Annotated in this window: 19 protein-coding genes; 7 read left to right on the top strand and 12 right to left on the bottom strand. The window is 46.8% G+C overall.

Going from position 1 to position 16,893, the window contains the following annotated elements:
* Positions 1 to 35: 35 nt before the first annotated feature.
* Together QOZ98_RS17750 and QOZ98_RS17745 are read left to right on the top strand one after the other, a co-directional pair.
* Positions 36 to 410, top strand: coding sequence for a CidA/LrgA family holin-like protein (locus QOZ98_RS17750; protein WP_308788613.1), 375 nt, complete (start codon positions 36 to 38; stop codon positions 408 to 410).
* Between the two features lie 2 nt (positions 411 to 412).
* Complete coding sequence (locus QOZ98_RS17745) at positions 413 to 1,105, top strand: LrgB family protein (RefSeq protein WP_142827551.1); 693 nt, start codon at positions 413 to 415, stop codon at positions 1,103 to 1,105.
* A gap of 55 nt (positions 1,106 to 1,160) precedes the next feature.
* On the opposite strand, the gene QOZ98_RS17740 is transcribed toward QOZ98_RS17745, so the two are convergent.
* The 3 genes from QOZ98_RS17740 to QOZ98_RS17730 are packed head-to-tail and all read right to left on the bottom strand — an operon-like array spanning position 1,161 to position 4,317.
* On the bottom strand, positions 1,161 to 2,765 hold the full coding sequence (locus tag QOZ98_RS17740; RefSeq protein WP_308788612.1) for an ABC transporter permease: 1,605 nt from the start codon (positions 2,763 to 2,765) through the stop codon (positions 1,161 to 1,163).
* Positions 2,765 to 3,682: an ABC transporter ATP-binding protein gene (locus QOZ98_RS17735; protein ID WP_308788611.1), complete on the bottom strand. Its 918-nt coding sequence runs from the start codon at positions 3,680 to 3,682 to the stop codon at positions 2,765 to 2,767. Before QOZ98_RS17735 ends, QOZ98_RS17740 begins: the two co-directional genes overlap by 1 nt.
* Before the next feature lie 11 nt (positions 3,683 to 3,693).
* A complete protein-coding gene (locus QOZ98_RS17730; RefSeq protein WP_308788610.1) occupies positions 3,694 to 4,317 on the bottom strand; it encodes a TetR/AcrR family transcriptional regulator in 624 nt (207 codons plus the stop codon).
* 181 nt (positions 4,318 to 4,498) lie between these two features.
* Between QOZ98_RS17730 and QOZ98_RS17725 the strand changes: the two genes are divergently transcribed.
* The 4 genes from QOZ98_RS17725 (at position 4,499) to QOZ98_RS17710 (ending at position 7,997) form a co-directional block, all read left to right on the top strand.
* Positions 4,499 to 5,347, top strand: a complete 849-nt coding sequence (locus QOZ98_RS17725) for a transporter substrate-binding domain-containing protein (RefSeq protein WP_308788609.1) — start codon at positions 4,499 to 4,501, stop codon at positions 5,345 to 5,347.
* 223 nt (positions 5,348 to 5,570) lie between these two features.
* Entirely contained in the window at positions 5,571 to 6,269 is a 699-nt protein-coding gene (gene pxpB, locus QOZ98_RS17720) for a 5-oxoprolinase subunit PxpB (RefSeq protein WP_308788608.1), read from the top strand.
* Positions 6,253 to 7,230: a 5-oxoprolinase subunit C family protein gene (locus tag QOZ98_RS17715; protein ID WP_308788607.1), complete on the top strand. Its 978-nt coding sequence runs from the start codon at positions 6,253 to 6,255 to the stop codon at positions 7,228 to 7,230. Before pxpB ends, QOZ98_RS17715 begins: the two co-directional genes overlap by 17 nt.
* The gene (locus tag QOZ98_RS17710; RefSeq protein WP_308788606.1) at positions 7,227 to 7,997 is read left to right on the top strand and encodes a LamB/YcsF family protein; all 771 of its coding nucleotides are present in this window, start codon (positions 7,227 to 7,229) and stop codon (positions 7,995 to 7,997) included. The genes QOZ98_RS17715 and QOZ98_RS17710 overlap by 4 nt, the downstream gene beginning before the upstream one ends.
* A gap of 126 nt (positions 7,998 to 8,123) precedes the next feature.
* Here the strand turns inward: QOZ98_RS17710 and QOZ98_RS17705 are convergent, their stop codons facing one another.
* From QOZ98_RS17705 to QOZ98_RS17690, 4 genes are all read right to left on the bottom strand, one after another.
* A complete protein-coding gene (locus QOZ98_RS17705; RefSeq protein ID WP_308788605.1) occupies positions 8,124 to 9,155 on the bottom strand; it encodes an ABC transporter ATP-binding protein in 1,032 nt (343 codons plus the stop codon).
* A 13-nt stretch (positions 9,156 to 9,168) separates the two neighbouring features.
* Positions 9,169 to 10,227, bottom strand: a complete 1,059-nt coding sequence (gene opp3C, locus QOZ98_RS17700; protein ID WP_308788604.1) for an oligopeptide ABC transporter permease — start codon at positions 10,225 to 10,227, stop codon at positions 9,169 to 9,171.
* Positions 10,224 to 11,153 (bottom strand): ABC transporter permease, encoded by a 930-nt coding sequence (locus QOZ98_RS17695; protein WP_142827561.1) that lies wholly within the window; start codon positions 11,151 to 11,153, stop codon positions 10,224 to 10,226. The genes opp3C and QOZ98_RS17695 overlap by 4 nt, the downstream gene beginning before the upstream one ends.
* A 357-nt stretch (positions 11,154 to 11,510) precedes the next feature.
* On the bottom strand, positions 11,511 to 13,154 hold the full coding sequence (locus tag QOZ98_RS17690) for a peptide ABC transporter substrate-binding protein (protein WP_308788603.1): 1,644 nt from the start codon (positions 13,152 to 13,154) through the stop codon (positions 11,511 to 11,513).
* A gap of 136 nt (positions 13,155 to 13,290) precedes the next feature.
* Here QOZ98_RS17690 and QOZ98_RS17685 point away from each other — a divergent pair, with 136 nt between their 5' ends.
* Entirely contained in the window at positions 13,291 to 13,662 is a 372-nt protein-coding gene (locus QOZ98_RS17685; RefSeq protein WP_308788602.1) for a DUF3899 domain-containing protein, read from the top strand.
* A gap of 64 nt (positions 13,663 to 13,726) precedes the next feature.
* On the opposite strand, the gene QOZ98_RS17680 is transcribed toward QOZ98_RS17685, so the two are convergent.
* The 5 genes from QOZ98_RS17680 to QOZ98_RS17660 form a co-directional block, all read right to left on the bottom strand.
* Complete coding sequence (locus QOZ98_RS17680; RefSeq protein WP_308788601.1) at positions 13,727 to 14,362, bottom strand: NUDIX hydrolase; 636 nt, start codon at positions 14,360 to 14,362, stop codon at positions 13,727 to 13,729.
* Positions 14,363 to 14,448: 86 nt separating this feature from the next.
* Complete coding sequence (locus QOZ98_RS17675; RefSeq protein WP_308788600.1) at positions 14,449 to 14,913, bottom strand: hypothetical protein; 465 nt, start codon at positions 14,911 to 14,913, stop codon at positions 14,449 to 14,451.
* A 34-nt stretch (positions 14,914 to 14,947) separates the two neighbouring features.
* Positions 14,948 to 15,619, bottom strand: coding sequence for an HAD family hydrolase (locus tag QOZ98_RS17670; protein ID WP_308788599.1), 672 nt, complete (start codon positions 15,617 to 15,619; stop codon positions 14,948 to 14,950).
* 18 nt (positions 15,620 to 15,637) lie between these two features.
* Positions 15,638 to 16,411 carry an arylamine N-acetyltransferase family protein gene (locus QOZ98_RS17665; protein WP_308788598.1) on the bottom strand — a complete coding sequence of 258 codons (774 nt, stop codon included), beginning with the start codon at positions 16,409 to 16,411 and terminating at the stop codon, positions 15,638 to 15,640.
* Positions 16,412 to 16,525: 114 nt separating this feature from the next.
* Positions 16,526 to 16,876, bottom strand: a complete 351-nt coding sequence (locus QOZ98_RS17660; protein ID WP_308788597.1) for a PilZ domain-containing protein — start codon at positions 16,874 to 16,876, stop codon at positions 16,526 to 16,528.
* Positions 16,877 to 16,893 lie beyond the last annotated feature (17 nt).

Here is a 16,893-nt window from a genome sequence, read left to right as displayed (position 1 = left end):
TTTATCTTATTACTAACCGGAAGGCGGCGTTCATTTTGAAAGTTATTTATATCCTTCTCCAGCTCATCGCCATCACCGGCTTTTATCTATTAGGCGAAGCATTACAGGATTTTTTCAACATTCCACTGCCCGGCAGCATTATCGGCTTCCTGTTGCTTTTTGTTGCACTCTTGCTGAAAATCTATCCGTTAGAGTGGATTGATTCAGGTGCCCATTTTCTGCTTGCTTTTTTATCCCTTTTCTTTATTCCCGCTACTGTTGGCATTGTTGAATACGGCGAGCTATTTTCCGGAAAAGGCATTTTACTGATCCCCATTGTCATGGCCAGTACGTTTCTCGCCATGGCTGCTTCGGGCTGGGTCAGCCAATTTGCGGCCAAAGCCAGCGCTGAACGAAAGGAGCGGTCGTAATCATGGAATTCACTCTTGCTGCCGTTTTTTTCGCCGTATTGACTGTTGCTGTATATTTACTGACCAACTTTATGTATTTAAGATACCGAAAGACCCTATTGAATCCAGTACTTGCTTCCACAGCCATCCTCTCTTCTATTTTAGTGCTTGGCAACATCCCATACGATACCTATATGGAAGGCGGAAGCTGGATTGGTACATTCTTGGGGCCGGCAGTTGTCGCATTGGCAATTCCTCTCTACAAACAGAAAGACCTGCTTTTCGCTAACCTGCTTCCTATCATTTCGGGTATCGCTACAGGCGTCGCAGTTGGCATGGCAAGCGGAATTCTGTTTACGCAGCTGTTCCGCTTTTCAGAAGAGCTGATCCTGACAGTATTGCCGAAATCATTGACGACACCGGTTGCCATGCAAGTCGCCAGTAACCTCGGCGGCATCCCATCACTCGCTGCGGTGTTTGTCATGGTGGCGGGTTTTACCGGCTATATCATCGGTCCAGTCTTTTTGAAATGGCTGCATATTGACTCGGCGATTGGCCGCGGCATCGCCCTTGGCACTTCCGCCCACGGGATGGGTACCGCAAGAGCCTTTGAATATGGGCAGCAGGAAACGTCCATGAGTTCTGTGGCGATGACCTTGAGCGCGGTGCTTGGTGCCTTATTGGGACCTGTAGCTGCTTGGCTGCTGCTTTTGTAAAAATACAAAGAACCCTTTTCCATCTTTCTTGGAAAAGGGTTCTTTGTATGCTTTTCTATCTTCCTATATCCCTGCGGTTAAATCCAATCACGCCAATCATCATCAGAACTGCAGCAACTACAATCAAGATGCCCGCGTTGAGAAAATCCATTTCCTCAATCGGAATTTCAGAGACATAACCATATGGCGTCAGTTTCGCTACCCATTCAGGAAACTGGAACAAACCCCCTAAATAAATCACAAAAAATGAAAAGGCTAAATACAGCCATACCGTACTTGCTGCATTTGGTGCCCAGCCAATCAGCAACATCGCTACCCCAATCATGGCCAGCATTGCTGGTAAATAAGCCAACCCGGCACTATAGAACATACCAAGCGGAAGCTGCTCCTCCATCATGGCATTCCCTACTAAGCCCAGACCAAGTGCCGCTAAGGACAGCATGATAAATCCAGTGACAATGGCCATCGCGAGATAGCTGCCCATCAGTCTATTTCTGGAAACAGCCCGGCTCAAGATATGTTCGAGCCGCCCATTTTTTTCTTCCGTTTTCAGCTTTAGAATTGCCATCAGGACGGGAATCGTTCCGAGTATCGCCATTACCGCCATCAGGACGGGAATGAATTGTTCTGTCAGCGAAAAACCCGCTGATTGAGCAATCATTTGCTGCATCAGATCGATATCTTCAAAAAACGATTCCAGGTCCCCGAGAACGGAACCATAGGAAGCACCGATCAGCAGGATTCCAGCTCCCCAAGCGATCAATCCCGTTCGCTGAAGCCTCAAAGCAAGCCCAAACGGACTAAGAAGTGATTTTGAAGCCTTGCCTTTCCCTGGACGCGAAGGCAGAAAACCAGATCCCAAGTCCCGGATGGAATTGAGATACAAAGCCAAAACCATCAGCAGAAGCGCTCCCGCCACCGTCATCAAAATCGGCCACCAATAGTTATTGACGTAAGCTTCAGACCTCAAAATCCAATTGAGCGGGGAAATCCAAGACAGTGCTTCGTTTGTTACATCCCCGATGGCCCGGATCATATAAGCAAACAGCAAAACCGCAATCGATAAGCCCAGTGTATTTCTGGAATTTGGCGACAGCTGTGCACAGACCGCAGCAACACCTGCAAAAATCATGCCGCTGGCTCCCAAGGCTGAACCATACACCAGCGATCCTTCGAAATCCATACTTTCAATGCCTAAAACAGTCAATGAAAAAGCGGTCAGCAGCGCCAGAACGATATTGGCACCAATCAATACCAGCAAAATCGACAATAGATTCGACAGACGCCCTACCGGCAAAGAGCGAATCATTTCAATGCGTCCATCTTCTTCATCTGTACGGGTGTGGCGCGTCACCAGCAAAATGCTCATCAAGCCGACCACTACTGCTGTCATCAGCAGCATTTCGTGCGCGGTCATGGCTCCAACCGTATAATTGTCCAAGCCGTACCCCGGTCCAACCATCGCTGTCATTGCTGGATTGCGCATAGTTTCAGCCATTGCCTGCCGTTCTTCTGCATTCTGATACAATCCAACAAAAGCCAGAGCGATGATGGCAGAAATAGCGGCAAAAGACAGCAGCCAAATCGGCAGGCGCAAACGGTCGCGGCGCAAAACAAAACGCATCAACGTTCCTGTACCGTCAAAAAGATGTCGGGCCATTAGGATTCGCCTCCTGCTCCTGATTCCACCGCTTGGCCCGTTCCTTCGTAATGGCGCATGAACAGCTCTTCCAAAGTTGGTGGTGAGCTTTCAATGCGGATCACTCCGAACTGGCTGACGTAGCGGATGACTTGATCCACTTCTCCTGCGTCTACCTGAAAAGACAAGGCCTGGCCTTTCTGCTGGATGCCACTGACTCCTTTAAATCCTTCCAGGGCTGGAATCGGCTCTCTCGTTTCCACCAGTAAAATTGTACCCGTTAAATGGCGCAGTTCTTTCAGTGTACCTGTCTCAATGATTCTTCCTTCGCGGATGATGGCTACTTTGTCACAAAGCTTTTCAACTTCAGACAGGATGTGGCTGGAAAGGAGGATGCTTTTCCCCTGTTTCTTTGCTTCGATGACATATTCCTGAAAAACCCGTTCCATCAAAGGATCCAGTCCGGAAGTCGGTTCGTCCAATATATACAGATCAACGTCTGACGAGAGTGCCGCGATCAAAGCCACTTTTTGCCGGTTTCCTTTGGAATAGGTACGGCATTTCTTGGTAGGGTCCAAGTCGAATTTGCGAATCAATTCCTGGCGCCGGTCCAAGTTGCCCCCGCCGCGCAGCTTGATGAACAGATCGATGACTTCACCGCCGGTCAGGTTTGGCCATAAATTGACATCTCCCGGAACATAGGCAACACGTTTGTGGATTTCCACGGCATCTTTCCAGGAATCCTTCCCGAAAATTTCAGCACGCCCTTCCGTAGCCTTTAAAATGCCGAGAAGAATACGCAATGTCGTAGACTTCCCCGATCCATTCGGTCCGATAAACCCATAGACCTCTCCCTCCCCCACCTCAATATTTACTCCGTTTAATGCCGCAAAGTCCCCGAATTTCTTCGTCAGGCCGATCGTTCGCAAAACTGTCATGGATCTCCCTCCTAATTCGTATAGAAGCTTTTTTTGAGAATCTCAATGTATGCATAAAACTCATCCCAGTAAGGTTCAAAATCCAGTTCTGTCATCTTTTTTCCTTGGAGCCTTTGCAAAAGATCCTGCTGATAGCCGTCTACTCCCCAACGAATTAAATTGAATGCTTTATCAACATCCACATCTTTTCGAAAAAGTGTCTTATCAATGCCTTCATACAGCAATGCATATCCTTGCTGCTGCAACTGCTCGTAGCGTTTCTGCAGGTGCGGAGGCAGATCCAGATCTTTTGTCAGCATGACCGTGCCCATAAAATTAAAGACATGCTCGTTCTCCATCTGCGCCTTCATTTTTATTTGGCACGCACCTTCAAGCCGTTTAATAAAATCTGTCTCGTTCTTATCAACCAAACTCAAATAGCCATCGATGATGAAATTCAAGCTGTACTCAATCAGATACTCATACAAATCCTTTTTGTTTTTGAAATAATAAAACAGCATGCCTTTACCGATGCCGGCCTGCTTGACAATTCGATTGGTCGAAGCTTGCCTATAACCTTTTTCAGCAAACTCCATCAATGCCGAATCCAGGATTCTCTTCTGCTTCTCAGGGTCGAGGCTCTCAAATTTCTCCATGCTCATCCCTCTTTCTAATCTTTAGACCTCATTGGTCGACTTTAGAATACAACTTTCGACCATATCGGTCAATTGATTTTATTCAATTTTCGATTATTTCAAATTTCAAGCCAAACCGTTGCCCACGACCCGTGATAATGCTATGTTTTAATTGCCATAATAGTTATAGGAGGAATAGCAATTGAAAAGAATATTTTTTAGAAAAAAAGGACCCATCGTTGCCGGCCTGGTAATGCTGTCGCTTTTAAGTGCCTGTGGTAATGAGGACGATACGGCTTCTGAAGAAACCACCACTGCTTGGGATGAAATACAGGAAGAAGGCAGTTTGACTGTTGCAACATCTGGAACATTATTTCCCACATCTTATCGTGAAGAAGGTTCGGACGAATTGACGGGCTTTGAAGTGGAAGTGGTTCGTCAACTAGGAGAGCGTCTTGAGTTGGAAATCGAATTCACGGAACTTGGCTTTGATGAAATGTTGACATCTGTCCAAACGGGTCAGGTCGACCTTGCCGCCAATGATATTGAAATAACGGAAGACCGCGCAGAGAACTTTATCTTCTCTACACCATTCAAATACTCTTACGGTACCGCAATTGTCCGTTCTGAGGATTTATCAGGCATCGAGACATTGGAAGATCTGGAAGGCAAGAAAGCTGCAGGTGCTTCCACTTCTGTCTACATGGAAACGGCTCGTGAATACGGCGCAGAAGAAGTCGTTTACGACAATGCCACCAACGAAACTTACTTGCGCGATGTCGCTATCGGGCGAACGGACGTCATTTTAAATGATTACTACCTGCAGACTTTGGCGATTGCTGCATTTCCGGAATTGGATATCACCATTCATCCGAATTTAAAATACAGCCCTTCTGAAGTTGGTGTGGTCATGAACAAAGACAACGAAGAATTGGCCGAGAACGTTAATATTGCCATTGAAGAAATGCTGGAAGACGGCACGATCGCTGAAATCTCTGCTGAATTCTTCAACGGTGCTGATGCTACAGAACAAGTCGATATTGAAGAATAAACCAAAAGAAGCCGCTCTCGACTCAGCGGCTTCTTTTTATTTGGGTTGTTCCAACGAGAATCCTCCAGTTAATTGGAGATACTTTCCAATGTAGACTAAATACTTTCCAACAATTTTAAAGTGGCATTCGGAAACGGCTGCTGCCTGCCTTTCCCTAAATCTTTAAAAGCTTTATACTAAATAAAAATAAGTAAGAATAGTCTGTGTATGGGGAGGGGTTTAGATGAACATGACTTTTTCACCGCTGGGTGACCAAGCAATCGTCATCGAGCTTGGCAATGAAATCAATGAACAGACGGAGCAGCAGGTCAGAAAAGTGGCGGCTTTGCTGGAAAGTCGACAACCTAAATGGATGGTTGAATTTATTCCCGCCTTTGTCACGGTAGCGGTCTTTTACGATCCCTGCCTGGCTGTATATGACAAAGTGGAAATGGAACTCGAACGTCTTCTGGCACATCTTGGAGAGGACATCCCTGCTGAATCCAGAACCGTTGAAATTCCGGTTTGCTATGGCGGAAAATTTGGCCCCGACCTGGAATTTGTGGCGCAGCACAACAAGCTGACGCCCCGCGAAGTCATCGACATCCATACCGCCGGCACTTACTCGGTGCATATGATCGGTTTCGCGCCAGGCTTTCCCTTTATTGGGGGGATGTCTGAGAGAATTGCTGCGCCGCGGCGCGATTCCCCCCGGATTCGCATTCCGGAACGGACCGTCGGCATTGCCGGCATGCAGACCGGCGTTTACCCGATCGAAACTCCGGGAGGCTGGCAACTGATCGGCAGGACACCGCTCCGCCTGTTCCGGCCTGAAAATGATCCCCCTACTCTGCTGCTGGCAGGAGACAAGGTGATTTTCAAGGAAATCTCAGAAGACGACTATCACGCATGGGAGGAAGATCCAGATGCTGAAAATCCTTAAAAGCGGACTGCAGACGACGGTCCAGGACTTGGGCCGGACTGGCTTCCAAAAATACGGCGTTATTGCCAGCGGCACCATGGATCCTTACGCACACCGGCTCGCCAATTTACTGGTCGGCAATAACGAACAAGCCGCAACTCTTGAAATCACATTGGCCGGACCTGTGATTGAATTTACCGAAGATGCACTCATTGCTTTATGCGGCGGAGATTTAAGCCCCCAGTTGGATGGCGAAGCCGTGGGAACGTGGCGAACCCTTGCTGTAGCTAAAGGGAAAACCTTGACGTTTGGTGAGCCTCGCATCGGTGCACGCTGTTACTTGGCCATCGCAGGGGGCATTGATTTACCGGCAGTAATGGGCAGCCGGTCGACTTACCTGCGTGCCAGAATCGGCGGGTTTCAAGGGCGCGCCTTGGAAAAAGGCGATGAGCTTCCTATAGGAGATGCCACCCAGCAACAGAGAGCATTGCAGCAACACGGTGAAAACGACTTTGATTGGCAGCTTGCGCCTGCACGTTATTTTGAGGAGCCAGTCATACGGATGATGCCAGGCAGACAATACGATTTATTCGATGAAGACAGCAAAGAGCGGATTTTCAGTGAAGCTTTTATCGTTTCCGCCAACTCGGACCGCATGGGCTACCGGTTGGAGGGTTCCGGCCTTGCCTTGAAAACTCCCGCGGAATTGATCTCGGAAGCAGTGGCTTTTGGCTCTGTCCAGGTTCCCGCGGATGGCAATCCGATTGTTCTGCTGGCTGATCGGCAAACAACCGGCGGCTACCCGAAAATCGGACAGGTTGCCTCTGTCGACCTGCCGCTCATCAGCCAATTAAAGCAAGGACAGCAGCTGCGCTTCAAGAAGATTTCCGTAGCCGATGCCCAACAGCGGTGGATCGAGCAGGAACAATCAATTCACCAAATAAAAGCGGCAATCCAGTTAAAATGGGAGGAATGGACATGAAGCATAAAGTGGATTTGAACTGCGATATGGGAGAAAGTTTCGGTGCTTATAAGATGGGCAATGATGAAGAAATACTGGATTACGTGACGTCAGCGAATATCGCCTGTGGCTTCCACGCCGGAGATCCAGCGACCATGCGCAAAACAGTCAAATTGGCGCTCGAAAAAAATGTCGGCATCGGCGCTCATCCGGGTCTTCAGGATCTGGTCGGCTTTGGCCGGCGAAATATCGCCTTGTCCCCACAGGAAGCTTATGACCTCACCATCTATCAGATTGGAGCCCTATCCGGATTTGTCAAAGCTGAAGGCGGCCACCTGCAGCATGTGAAAGCACATGGCGCTTTGTACAATATGGCGGTGAAAGATGCAGCCTTATCCGAAGCCATTGCAGAAGCTGTTTATAAGATCGATCCTGAACTGGTGCTGTTCGGCTTGTCAGGCAGTGAAATGATCAAAGCCGGCGAAAAAATTGGGCTGCGGACAGCCAATGAAGTGTTCTCAGATCGTACATATCAACCGGACGGGTCACTGACGCCGCGGACCCAAAGCAATGCGTTGATCACCGATCCTCAGATTGCCATCGAGCAGGTAATCCGGATGGTCAAAGAAAATAAAGTGGCAACTGTGGAAAATATCGATGCACAGCTGCTGGCAGAGACGATCTGCATACATGGAGACGGTATTCATGCACTCGAATTTGCCATCCAGATTTCAAAATCTTTGAAAAGAGCCGGTATCGAAATTGTAAAAGTAAGCAAATTTGTTTAATATGAGCGGTTGGGAAAAATGAAGAAGTAATATCTATAATCGCAATGTCTTGTTTGATGTTTTTGCTCACGCAAAAAACCAGTAAAGCCGATTTTTGGCCTTACTGGTTTTTAGAGAAAATAATATTTAAAGCGAAGAGTTGCCCGTTTCCACAAGCTCAGCCGTCTCCTCCGATGCTGCAATACGGGGATCTTGAAGCCAGCAAGCTACAGAATGCCCCGTTTCAGACACCGTATCCCGCGGTGTATACGTGTGGCATACCGCCATCGTATGCGGACACCTGGCCGCAAATGCGCAGCCTTCCCCAAGCGTCGCCAAATTGGGTGGGGAGCCGGCAATCGGCAAAAGCGGCTGCGAGCGGTCTTCACTCAGCTTCGGCATCGATTGCAGCAGTCCCAATGTATAGGGATGCTGAGGGTTGTAAAAAATCTCATCCAAAGTTCCCTGCTCGACAATCTTGCCGCCATACATCACGGCCACGCGATCAGCCATGTTGGCAACCACGCCGAGATCATGGGTAATCAGAATAATCGCAGTATCGGTCTTCTTTTGCAGATCTTTCATCAAATCCAGAATCTGTGCTTGAATGGTGACGTCCAGTGCTGTGGTTGGTTCATCCGCAATCAACACTTTCGGGTTGCAGGCAAGCGCCAGTGCAATAACGACGCGCTGCCTCATGCCTCCGGAAAACTGGTGAGGATAATTATCGAGGCGATTTTCCGCCTGCGGAATTCCGACCAGTTTGAGCATGTCCAATGCCCGCTCACGCGCCTGCGCTTTTGTCAGCTGCTCATGGCGCTGAACACCTTCCATGATCTGTTTGCCGACTTTCATCGTCGGATTCAAAGAAGTCATCGGATCCTGGAAGACCATCGAAATTTCCGATCCCCGCAAATTAGTGACCTGGCGCTTGGTCATCTTCAACAAACTTTCGCCGTTATAGACGATATCGCCTTTGGTCACTTCAGTAGTAGCTGTCGGCAACAGTTGCATGATGGATTTGGCAGTGACCGATTTGCCCGATCCCGACTCTCCGACAATAGCCAAGGTTTCCCCTTTTTTCAAATCAAAGCTTACACCCCGCACCGCTGTCAGTTTGCCGGTTTGGGTTTTAAATGCTACATGCAGGTTATCGACTGTCAAAATGGTGTTGCTCATGGTGTAGCCTCCCCTATTTTCTCATTTTCGGATCTAATGCATCACGCAGTCCGTCACCAAGCAAATTGAAAGAAATCATGATGATGCTGATGACCAAAGCCGGAAAAATCAGCTTATACGGGAAATACCGCATCGACTTGTAGCCATCTTCGATCAATACGCCGAGCGACGCAAGAGGAGCCTGCAAACCGAGGCCGATAAAGCTAAGGAACGCTTCAAAGAAAATAGCGGTCGGGATGGTGAACATGACCGTCACGATAATAGGCCCCATGACATTCGGCAAGAGATGCTTGGAAATCAGCCGTGGATTCGAAGCGCCGAGCGTCCGTGAAGCCAACACGAATTCCTGCCCTTTCAGCTGCAGCACCTGCCCTCGTACTACACGCGCCATGCCAACCCATCCGGTGATAACCATTGCCAGAATAATAGAGGTAATGCCAGGTTCCAGCACCAGTATGAATAGGATGATAACAATCAAATTTGGAATCCCCATGAGAATTTCGATGATCCGCTGCATAACATTGTCAATGCGTCCTCCGTAGAAGGAAGAAATCCCACCGTAGATGACACCAATCACCAGATCCAGAAAGGCTGCCACTAAAGCGATAAACAATGAAATCTGCGTGCCTTTCCAAACCCGCGTCCAAAGATCACGGCCGAATTCATCCGTACCAAACCAATAATTAATTTGGACATCCCGTTCTGCGTATTGATCCACTCCCTGCGAATCCTGGCCATTAAAACCGAGCCATTCCATACCTTGTACTTTTGGCGGCATATTGGAATGGACCAAATTCTGTTCGCGATAGGAAAATTCATTCATGCTGGGACCGATTAACGCTAAAGTAATCAACAGAACAAGCATGATTAAAGAAATCATGGCACCTTTATTTTTGACGAGACGCTGAAAAGCTTCTTTCCAAAATGATACCGAAGGCGTACCGATTTCCTCGCTTTTTCGTTGATCGAGCGGTGCTTTTACAAACAAGTCTGACGGAATTTCGTCATAGGCATATTGATTTTGCGCCTGCAGGTCCTGATGAGGGGGAAGGTGCGGCGTATTTCCTGTCATGCTGATTCCCCCTTATAATTAATGCGTGGATCCAGGAAGCTGTAGATAATATCTACAACAAATACCACTAAAATGAACAAGGCACTGTAGAAAATGGTAATTCCCATGATGACACTGTAATCCAATACAAGAATTGATAATGTGAATTGCTCACCAAGTCCCGGTACCGCAAATATTTTTTCGATAACCAAAGTTCCGGTCATAATAGATACAGCGAGCGGCCCAAGCATAGTGACAACCGGGATCAGCGCATTGCGGATGACGTGCTTGACGATGACCTGGTTTTCTTTCAGCCCCTTTGCTCTGGCCGTGATGATATAATCCTGGCCGATCACTTCGAGCATTTCACTGCGGATAAAGCGGGCAACTGTAGCCGTCACTGTCACTGACAGGGCGATGGACGGCAACAGCGTACTGGAATAGCCTTCCCATAAAGCGACAGGCAGCCATTCCAACTTCACGCCAACATAATATTGGAGCAATGCCGCAAAGACAAATGACGGAATCGACATCCCTAAAACGGCCAAAGTCACAGAGCCGTAATCTAAGATCGAATTGTGCCTTAGGGCAGAAACGATCCCCAAAACAAGACCGATAATTGCCCCGATAACCAAAGCCTGCAGCCCGATGAATGCAGATGGACCGATCCGGTCGCTGATCATGCTTGTGACGGTACGGCCTTCATGTTGGAACGAATAACCCAAATCACCCTGCACCAAATTGCCAATATACTGTATGTATTGGATGGCGACTGGCTGATCCAGTCCGTATTTGGCATTCAAGATTGCCAGCTGGCTTTCGGTCAATTTTTCCGGGTTAGTAAACGGCGTCCCCGGCAGCAGCTGCATCAGGAAAAAAGTCGCTGTTACAATAATGAAAAGCGTAATAAGCATAAAGCCGATCCGCTGCAATAAATAACGTTTCATGCGAACACCTCAGTTCTGTAGGGTGATGAGAAAAGCGCAAGCGCCCGTGTAGCTCTGACGGGCATAAGACAGACCAGCGAAGTGGCGTATTTTCAGCCGCACAACACGAAAAGTGAAAGTGCCTGTTCAGCTCTGACAGGTGTAAGACGATCTGGCGAAGCGGCGTGTTTTCAGCCGCACAGCCAGATTGGCTTACATCCCGAAGAGCTAGGCACTGCAACTGGACAACGGGTTGGCTTATGACCCGAAGAGCTGGGCGCTGGAGTCTGGCCAATAAGAAAAGCGCAAGCTATCAAAAATACGAGGGCATCCGGGAACCGGCTACACCCTCGTATCTATAAGCTGTAAACCTGTCTTCTATTCTTCGATTGTCACCCATTTATAGGAGAATGAAGCTCCTGTTGGGTGCACCAATAGATCTTTAATTTTGCTTCTCATTAAGACTGCTGCGCCCTCCTGGTAAAGCGGTACGATGGCTGCATCTTCTTCCAGCAGGATTTTCTCAATGTCCAGCAGCATTTGATAGCGAGCTTCAAGATCTGTTTCAGTTCGAGCTGATGCTACCAATTCTTCCAATTCGGCATTCGAGTAATCCATGCGGTTAGCTGATCCGCCTTCCAGCCACATATCCAAATAAGTCATCGGATCGCTGTAATCCGGTCCCCATGAAGATAGAGACAAATCGTAATCGATCGCTTTTTCAATTTCCAGACGCTGAGCGAAAGGAACTGCTTTAATATCCAATTTGAATCCTGGAAGGTTGTCTTCCAATTGCGCCTGAATATACTCGGCCACTTTTTTATGGTCTTCAGAATCTGCGATGTTAATGGAGACTGTTACTTCTGTTGCTCCGGTTTCTTCCAAGCCTGTTTCCCAAAGCGCCTGTGCTTCTTCCACTGTGCCTGTGTTAAAGTCTCCGTTCAAGTCACGGAAATCTTCACCTGATGGCGAGTTGAAGAATCCTTTCGGAACCACACCGTTTAATGCTGTAGAACCGTTCTTCAAAATAACATCCGTTAAACTTTCTTTGTCGATTGCCATGTTGACTGCCTGACGAATATTTTTATTGCCCAATACCGGATGGTTATGGTTAAAGCGAAGGAAAATAATTTCCGGCTCTAAAATTGTTTCAAAGTTTTCATCGTCTTTATTCTGGTCAACAGCCTCTGAACTTAAAACAATACGGTCCACTTTGTTTGTTTCATACAAATTGATGCCCGCTGCCGGATCTTTGACTACATAGGCATTGATCGCATCCAGTTGAACAGATTCCGCATCCCAGTAATCTTCGTTCTTCTCGTATTTCCATCCTTGTTCGTGCGTCCAGTCAACCAATGTGAATGGTCCGTTGAATAGGATGTTCTCTGCTTCCAGCGCATACTGGTCGCCTTGCTCTTCAACAAACTTCTGGTTTTGAGGAAGGAAAGTCGGGAATGTCAGCAATGACTGGAACAATGGGTTTGCTGCTTCCAGCGTAACTTCCAGTGTTTTTTCATCGATTGCTTTAACACCCAGGTCTTCTGCATCCATTTCTTCGTTCATGATCGCTTCAGCGTTTTTGATGCCCGCTGTAACAAACATGAAATTATATGGGCTCACATCTTTCATGACGCGCTTCCAGGCATACTCAAAATCCTGTGCCGTAACCGGATCTCCATTACTCCAGTTGGAATCGCGCAATGTAAACGTGTGGACAATCTGGTCTTCACTTTCTGTATGCTCTGTTACTAAAGCTTCAATTGGCTCATTGTTTTCATCTTGGCGGTAAAGCCCTTCGTTGACGTTGTTCAATACCGTAAAGGCAATGCCGTCATGAGCTTTTGTCGAGTCTAAAGTAGGGATATCAGCTGTGGCTGAAATGTTTAATACTTGTCCAGCTTCCCCTTCTGTCTCGGTGGTTTCTTCGCTCGAGCTTTCCGTAGAATTAAAGTTACATCCTGATAAAAATAAAATAAATGCGATCATAATCATTAAAATCTGCGTACTTCTCTTTCTCCCCATTTTCCTACCCCCAATTTTTTTGATTATTCTCTCTTATCATAATTCTTATTGTAAAAATTGGCAACAAGATGTTTAAATTTTCAAACATATATATTTCATGGTAACCTTGAAATACATATGGAAAGGATCGATTTTCATGAATTTCAGAAATACTTTATTGTCGATTTCATTAGGCAGCTCGTTTATTTTGCCTTTCTTCCTATACAAGGAGTGGTCCTTCGCAACATGGTTTGATGCTGTATTTTTGATTGGGCTTTTGCTGATTATGGCCTATTTTGCCATGGTATTGATCGAAGGCCAGTTTTTCACAGCTTTTATCAAAAGCACTCAAAACTTTTTTGCAAAAATAAATAAAAAAGATGGTTTGATTCGGGAAAGTGAAAAACGCACTTCTGATTCGGTAGATTATCGAAAAGAATTCCCAAACAGAAAATCGTTTCTTCAGGTTGGATTGTTTTTTTGCATTGGCAGTTTGCTGATTTCCTCTATCTTGTATTATTTGAATTAGAAAAATTAAAACCGACAAAAAACGGCGATGCCCCTTCTCCGGGCAATGCCGTTTTTACGCAGAATCATGCTAACTCTCTTAACTCCTGCCCAATCGACTCTACAACTTTTTCTAAATAACCGGCACTGTGCGGCACCAAGTCTTTTAAACCAATTGCCCTTTCAAAAAACTTCTTTCTGCCGTCCAGAGTTATCTCAAAGCCTTCAACGTTCACTTTTTCTTTTGTTCCCGTAAATAATGCCGCTAGTGCCTCAAAGTCAACCTTTGCCATGCCGGACACTTCTTCCAGCTGCAACTCAAACCTAAGGTCAATGTTCTCCAAATCCTTATATAAAAAACAGTGGCAGCGCTCATTATCGATAAAACCGGACAACGCTATTTGATCCTTAATGATCCCCATCGGAGTCAGTTCTTCAAATGCCACTCCAATTCCGAGCTCTTCTTGAACTTCCCGGATCCCATCTTCGACTGTTTCGTCCGCTAATAAATGGCCCGCTGCCGTGATATCGAACAGCCCCGGAAAATCTTTCTTTCCATCACTCCGCAGCTGCAGATAGACAACATTTCTGCTGCCCTGCCGTCCCGCAACCCAGCAATGGAAAGTTTCATGCCAATAGCCTTTTTCATGGACAGTTTGGCGGTCAGCGATGCCCTTAGGCGTTCCCTGTTCATCGTAAATGCAAAGTTTCTCAGTCTCCATTTTCATGCCCCTTTTTCTTTTAGCCTAGCAAAAAACCAGCCGATCCTCCTGCTGGCTTCTGTTCATCCCAATAAAGTTTCTTTCAACTACGTATATTGATTAAAGCGGGCATCATCTGGCGCCACGTGCTTGATAAACAGCAGGTCTTCTTCCGTAATGTCCGGAACGAAAAATTCAGTGCCCCAATGCTCCGAGGAGAAAATGTGCTGCTCTCCTTTGCTCAGGAAAACTGAAAACCACTTGAGCTTTTTCTTTCTGCTGACGTGTTGGGTCATCAGGAATTCAGCGATATCCAGCGTCAGAAGACCGGAAAAAATCGTCATGCCCTGCTTTTCGCTGGTATCGAATAACCCAGGCAAGTGGGATGTGAGATCTTCAATTGTTTCCGTTTCTTCATCAAAGCAATGAATTTCAAAAAGATCAGATTTAGCCAGGAAATATTCCATCAGCAGGAGCCAATAATCATAGTTTCCGATAGCCGGCATGCGATCCGTTTCTCGTTCGCCCAGAAATTCGGTAAGTTCAAACTGCAATTGCGTTTTAAGTTCCATGCTCCTTCACCTGCCCTTTTCTCCCTTTAGCGCATTACGGCTCTGCGTTTAAGCGCTCTATCCACCCAGTGACTTCGTGTAAGCCGTCAATTTCTCCATCAGCCTCCAGGCAGCTCCAGTGATAATCTTTTTTCCAGATGGCTTTCATGCCAACTGCTTTTGCAGCCTCAATATCATTCTTCGGATGATCTCCGACATAAACTGCCTCGCCCGGTGACACGCCCAAGCTTGCCAGTGCTTTTAGAAAAATAGCAGCATCCGGTTTAGCCAATCCTTCCCATTCAGAAATAAGAATTTCTTCAAAATAGCCTTCGATTCCCAAAGCCTGAATATTATCCAGCTGAAATTGCCCTCTGCCGTTAGTGATCATCCCTAAGCGGAGAGTTTGCTGGGACAGGTTCTCGAGCATGCTACCTATATCCGAAAACGGTACACAATGATACTTAAAGTTGGATACGTAGTCAGCCAGCAAAGTTTGCCAGTCTATCCCTCTAATGTCCAACTCTTTGGTTAACTGTTGATAAACCCGGTCTTTCCAGACATAGCCTTTGGCATCCAACTCGATAAACCGGTCGATGAAAAGATCTTTCGGTATATGCTGCACGTGTTCAGCTAACCTATTGTACTGATCCTCTATAAATGCAGCCAAGGAGCTGTCCCGATCTAATAAGGTCCCATCCAAATCAAAAATAACGGCTTTGATCATCCCAATTCTCCTATTCCATCATTCGCTGCTTCCCAGATTCAACCGCTGGTAAAATCCCAGTGATTCTTTCAAAAACTCTTTGTCGTAATGCGTTTTATCATGTATTCGTTCTATCCATTCCTCCAGCGTTTCAATCGCGCTGTCGCGATAGAGCCCTGTGCTCGTACTCATAAAACTTTTCCAATTATCGAATTCCCAGTGGACGGTTTCGCTACTTTCCCACAGCCGAACTTCCACCAGCGGTTCCGGATGGATATGGTGCTGGGAATATTCAGCGGCCTCTAGGAAATCTGCCCGTTCAACAGGTTCCATTTCATAGATCTGATTGGACTGTTTGCCGTTAGGCCGATAATAAATGACTTCTACCCCTTTATCCGTTTGCTTTACTTGAACTTCCGCTCCAGGGAAAAACCCTGACAGCCTGCCGCCTTGGAACTCTGGCCGGTCTGCATCCAGCAGGATTGGCTGAATCCACTGGTCGCCCAAATCACATAGAAATCTGCGGCCATCCCGGTCTTCGGCTATAATCGCTGCATGAGCTTGTTCTGTTCCGAGTCCGCTGCCTACCGGGTAAGCTTTGATGCCGGCTCCATCAAACGCTGCCAGCAGCCAAATCGCCAAATCAAAACAATTGCCGGTGATGCCATATTGATCGTGGTGTTGTTTCATCAGCTCCACACTGCGCTGCTTTTGTTCACCTGACCGTTGATAGTACCAAGCTTTCGTTAAGGTCTCCATCGGAAAATCATCAAACTGCCGCCATACGGAAAGCATTTCTTCCGGTGCTTCCATTTTTCCACCTTCCCTTTTTTCGTATGGCTATTACTTCTCTTTTCCTTCCAGAAATTCCTCCTGAACAAAAAAAGAGCGGACCCGGGAGTCTGCTCTTTTCATGAAGTCATGAATCTATTCAAATAAAAAACTTTTTCGTTGGCGGATTTGGTAGTGGTTCAGTTGCTTGAATAACTCTGAAGATGTTCCTTGATCTACAGTAAATTCAACTCCGCATTCCACTATATCTACCCCTGTTGCTTTCCGGACAATAGACCCCTCTAGTAAGAAAGCGCTGTCTAATATTTCAAAGCTGCAACGCACGCTTTCCCCCAAAGGGATATCAAGTGCAGAAGAAAACACTAGCCCTCCGGCGCTGACATCATAAATGTCGACCGGGAAAAAATTGCCTCCATAAATTGAAATCTTTCCATTCAAAGCTTGATTGAAAAAAACCCTAAAAAACTCACGACGATTTTCTGACATTTCACCCTCTCCATCCT

Origin of the sequence: Planomicrobium stackebrandtii (genome assembly GCF_030814955.1) — a bacterium.
Lineage (GTDB): Bacteria > Bacillota > Bacilli > Bacillales_A > Planococcaceae > Planococcus > Planococcus stackebrandtii.
The sequence above is the reverse complement of the archived record's forward strand: the minus strand, read 5'-3'. Positions and strand labels throughout refer to the sequence as shown.

Coding starts and splice junctions, on each gene's coding strand:
- QOZ98_RS17745 (WP_142827551.1), top strand. CDS start 413: ATGGAATTCACTCTTGCTGCCGTTTTTTTCGCCGTATTGACTGTTGCT.
- QOZ98_RS17675 (WP_308788600.1), bottom strand. CDS start 14,913: ATGGAACTTAAAACGCAATTGCAGTTTGAACTTACCGAATTTCTGGGC.
- QOZ98_RS17715 (WP_308788607.1), top strand. CDS start 6,253: ATGCTGAAAATCCTTAAAAGCGGACTGCAGACGACGGTCCAGGACTTG.
- QOZ98_RS17740 (WP_308788612.1), bottom strand. CDS start 2,765: ATGGCCCGACATCTTTTTGACGGTACAGGAACGTTGATGCGTTTTGTT.
- QOZ98_RS17695 (WP_142827561.1), bottom strand. CDS start 11,153: ATGAAACGTTATTTATTGCAGCGGATCGGCTTTATGCTTATTACGCTT.
- QOZ98_RS17670 (WP_308788599.1), bottom strand. CDS start 15,619: ATGATCAAAGCCGTTATTTTTGATTTGGATGGGACCTTATTAGATCGG.
- QOZ98_RS17665 (WP_308788598.1), bottom strand. CDS start 16,411: ATGGAAGCACCGGAAGAAATGCTTTCCGTATGGCGGCAGTTTGATGAT.
- QOZ98_RS17735 (WP_308788611.1), bottom strand. CDS start 3,682: ATGACAGTTTTGCGAACGATCGGCCTGACGAAGAAATTCGGGGACTTT.
- QOZ98_RS17680 (WP_308788601.1), bottom strand. CDS start 14,362: ATGGAGACTGAGAAACTTTGCATTTACGATGAACAGGGAACGCCTAAG.
- QOZ98_RS17690 (WP_308788603.1), bottom strand. CDS start 13,154: ATGGGGAGAAAGAGAAGTACGCAGATTTTAATGATTATGATCGCATTT.
- QOZ98_RS17685 (WP_308788602.1), top strand. CDS start 13,291: ATGAATTTCAGAAATACTTTATTGTCGATTTCATTAGGCAGCTCGTTT.
- QOZ98_RS17710 (WP_308788606.1), top strand. CDS start 7,227: ATGAAGCATAAAGTGGATTTGAACTGCGATATGGGAGAAAGTTTCGGT.
- opp3C (WP_308788604.1), bottom strand. CDS start 10,227: ATGACAGGAAATACGCCGCACCTTCCCCCTCATCAGGACCTGCAGGCG.
- QOZ98_RS17660 (WP_308788597.1), bottom strand. CDS start 16,876: ATGTCAGAAAATCGTCGTGAGTTTTTTAGGGTTTTTTTCAATCAAGCT.
- pxpB (WP_308788608.1), top strand. CDS start 5,571: ATGAACATGACTTTTTCACCGCTGGGTGACCAAGCAATCGTCATCGAG.
- QOZ98_RS17730 (WP_308788610.1), bottom strand. CDS start 4,317: ATGGAGAAATTTGAGAGCCTCGACCCTGAGAAGCAGAAGAGAATCCTG.
- QOZ98_RS17705 (WP_308788605.1), bottom strand. CDS start 9,155: ATGAGCAACACCATTTTGACAGTCGATAACCTGCATGTAGCATTTAAA.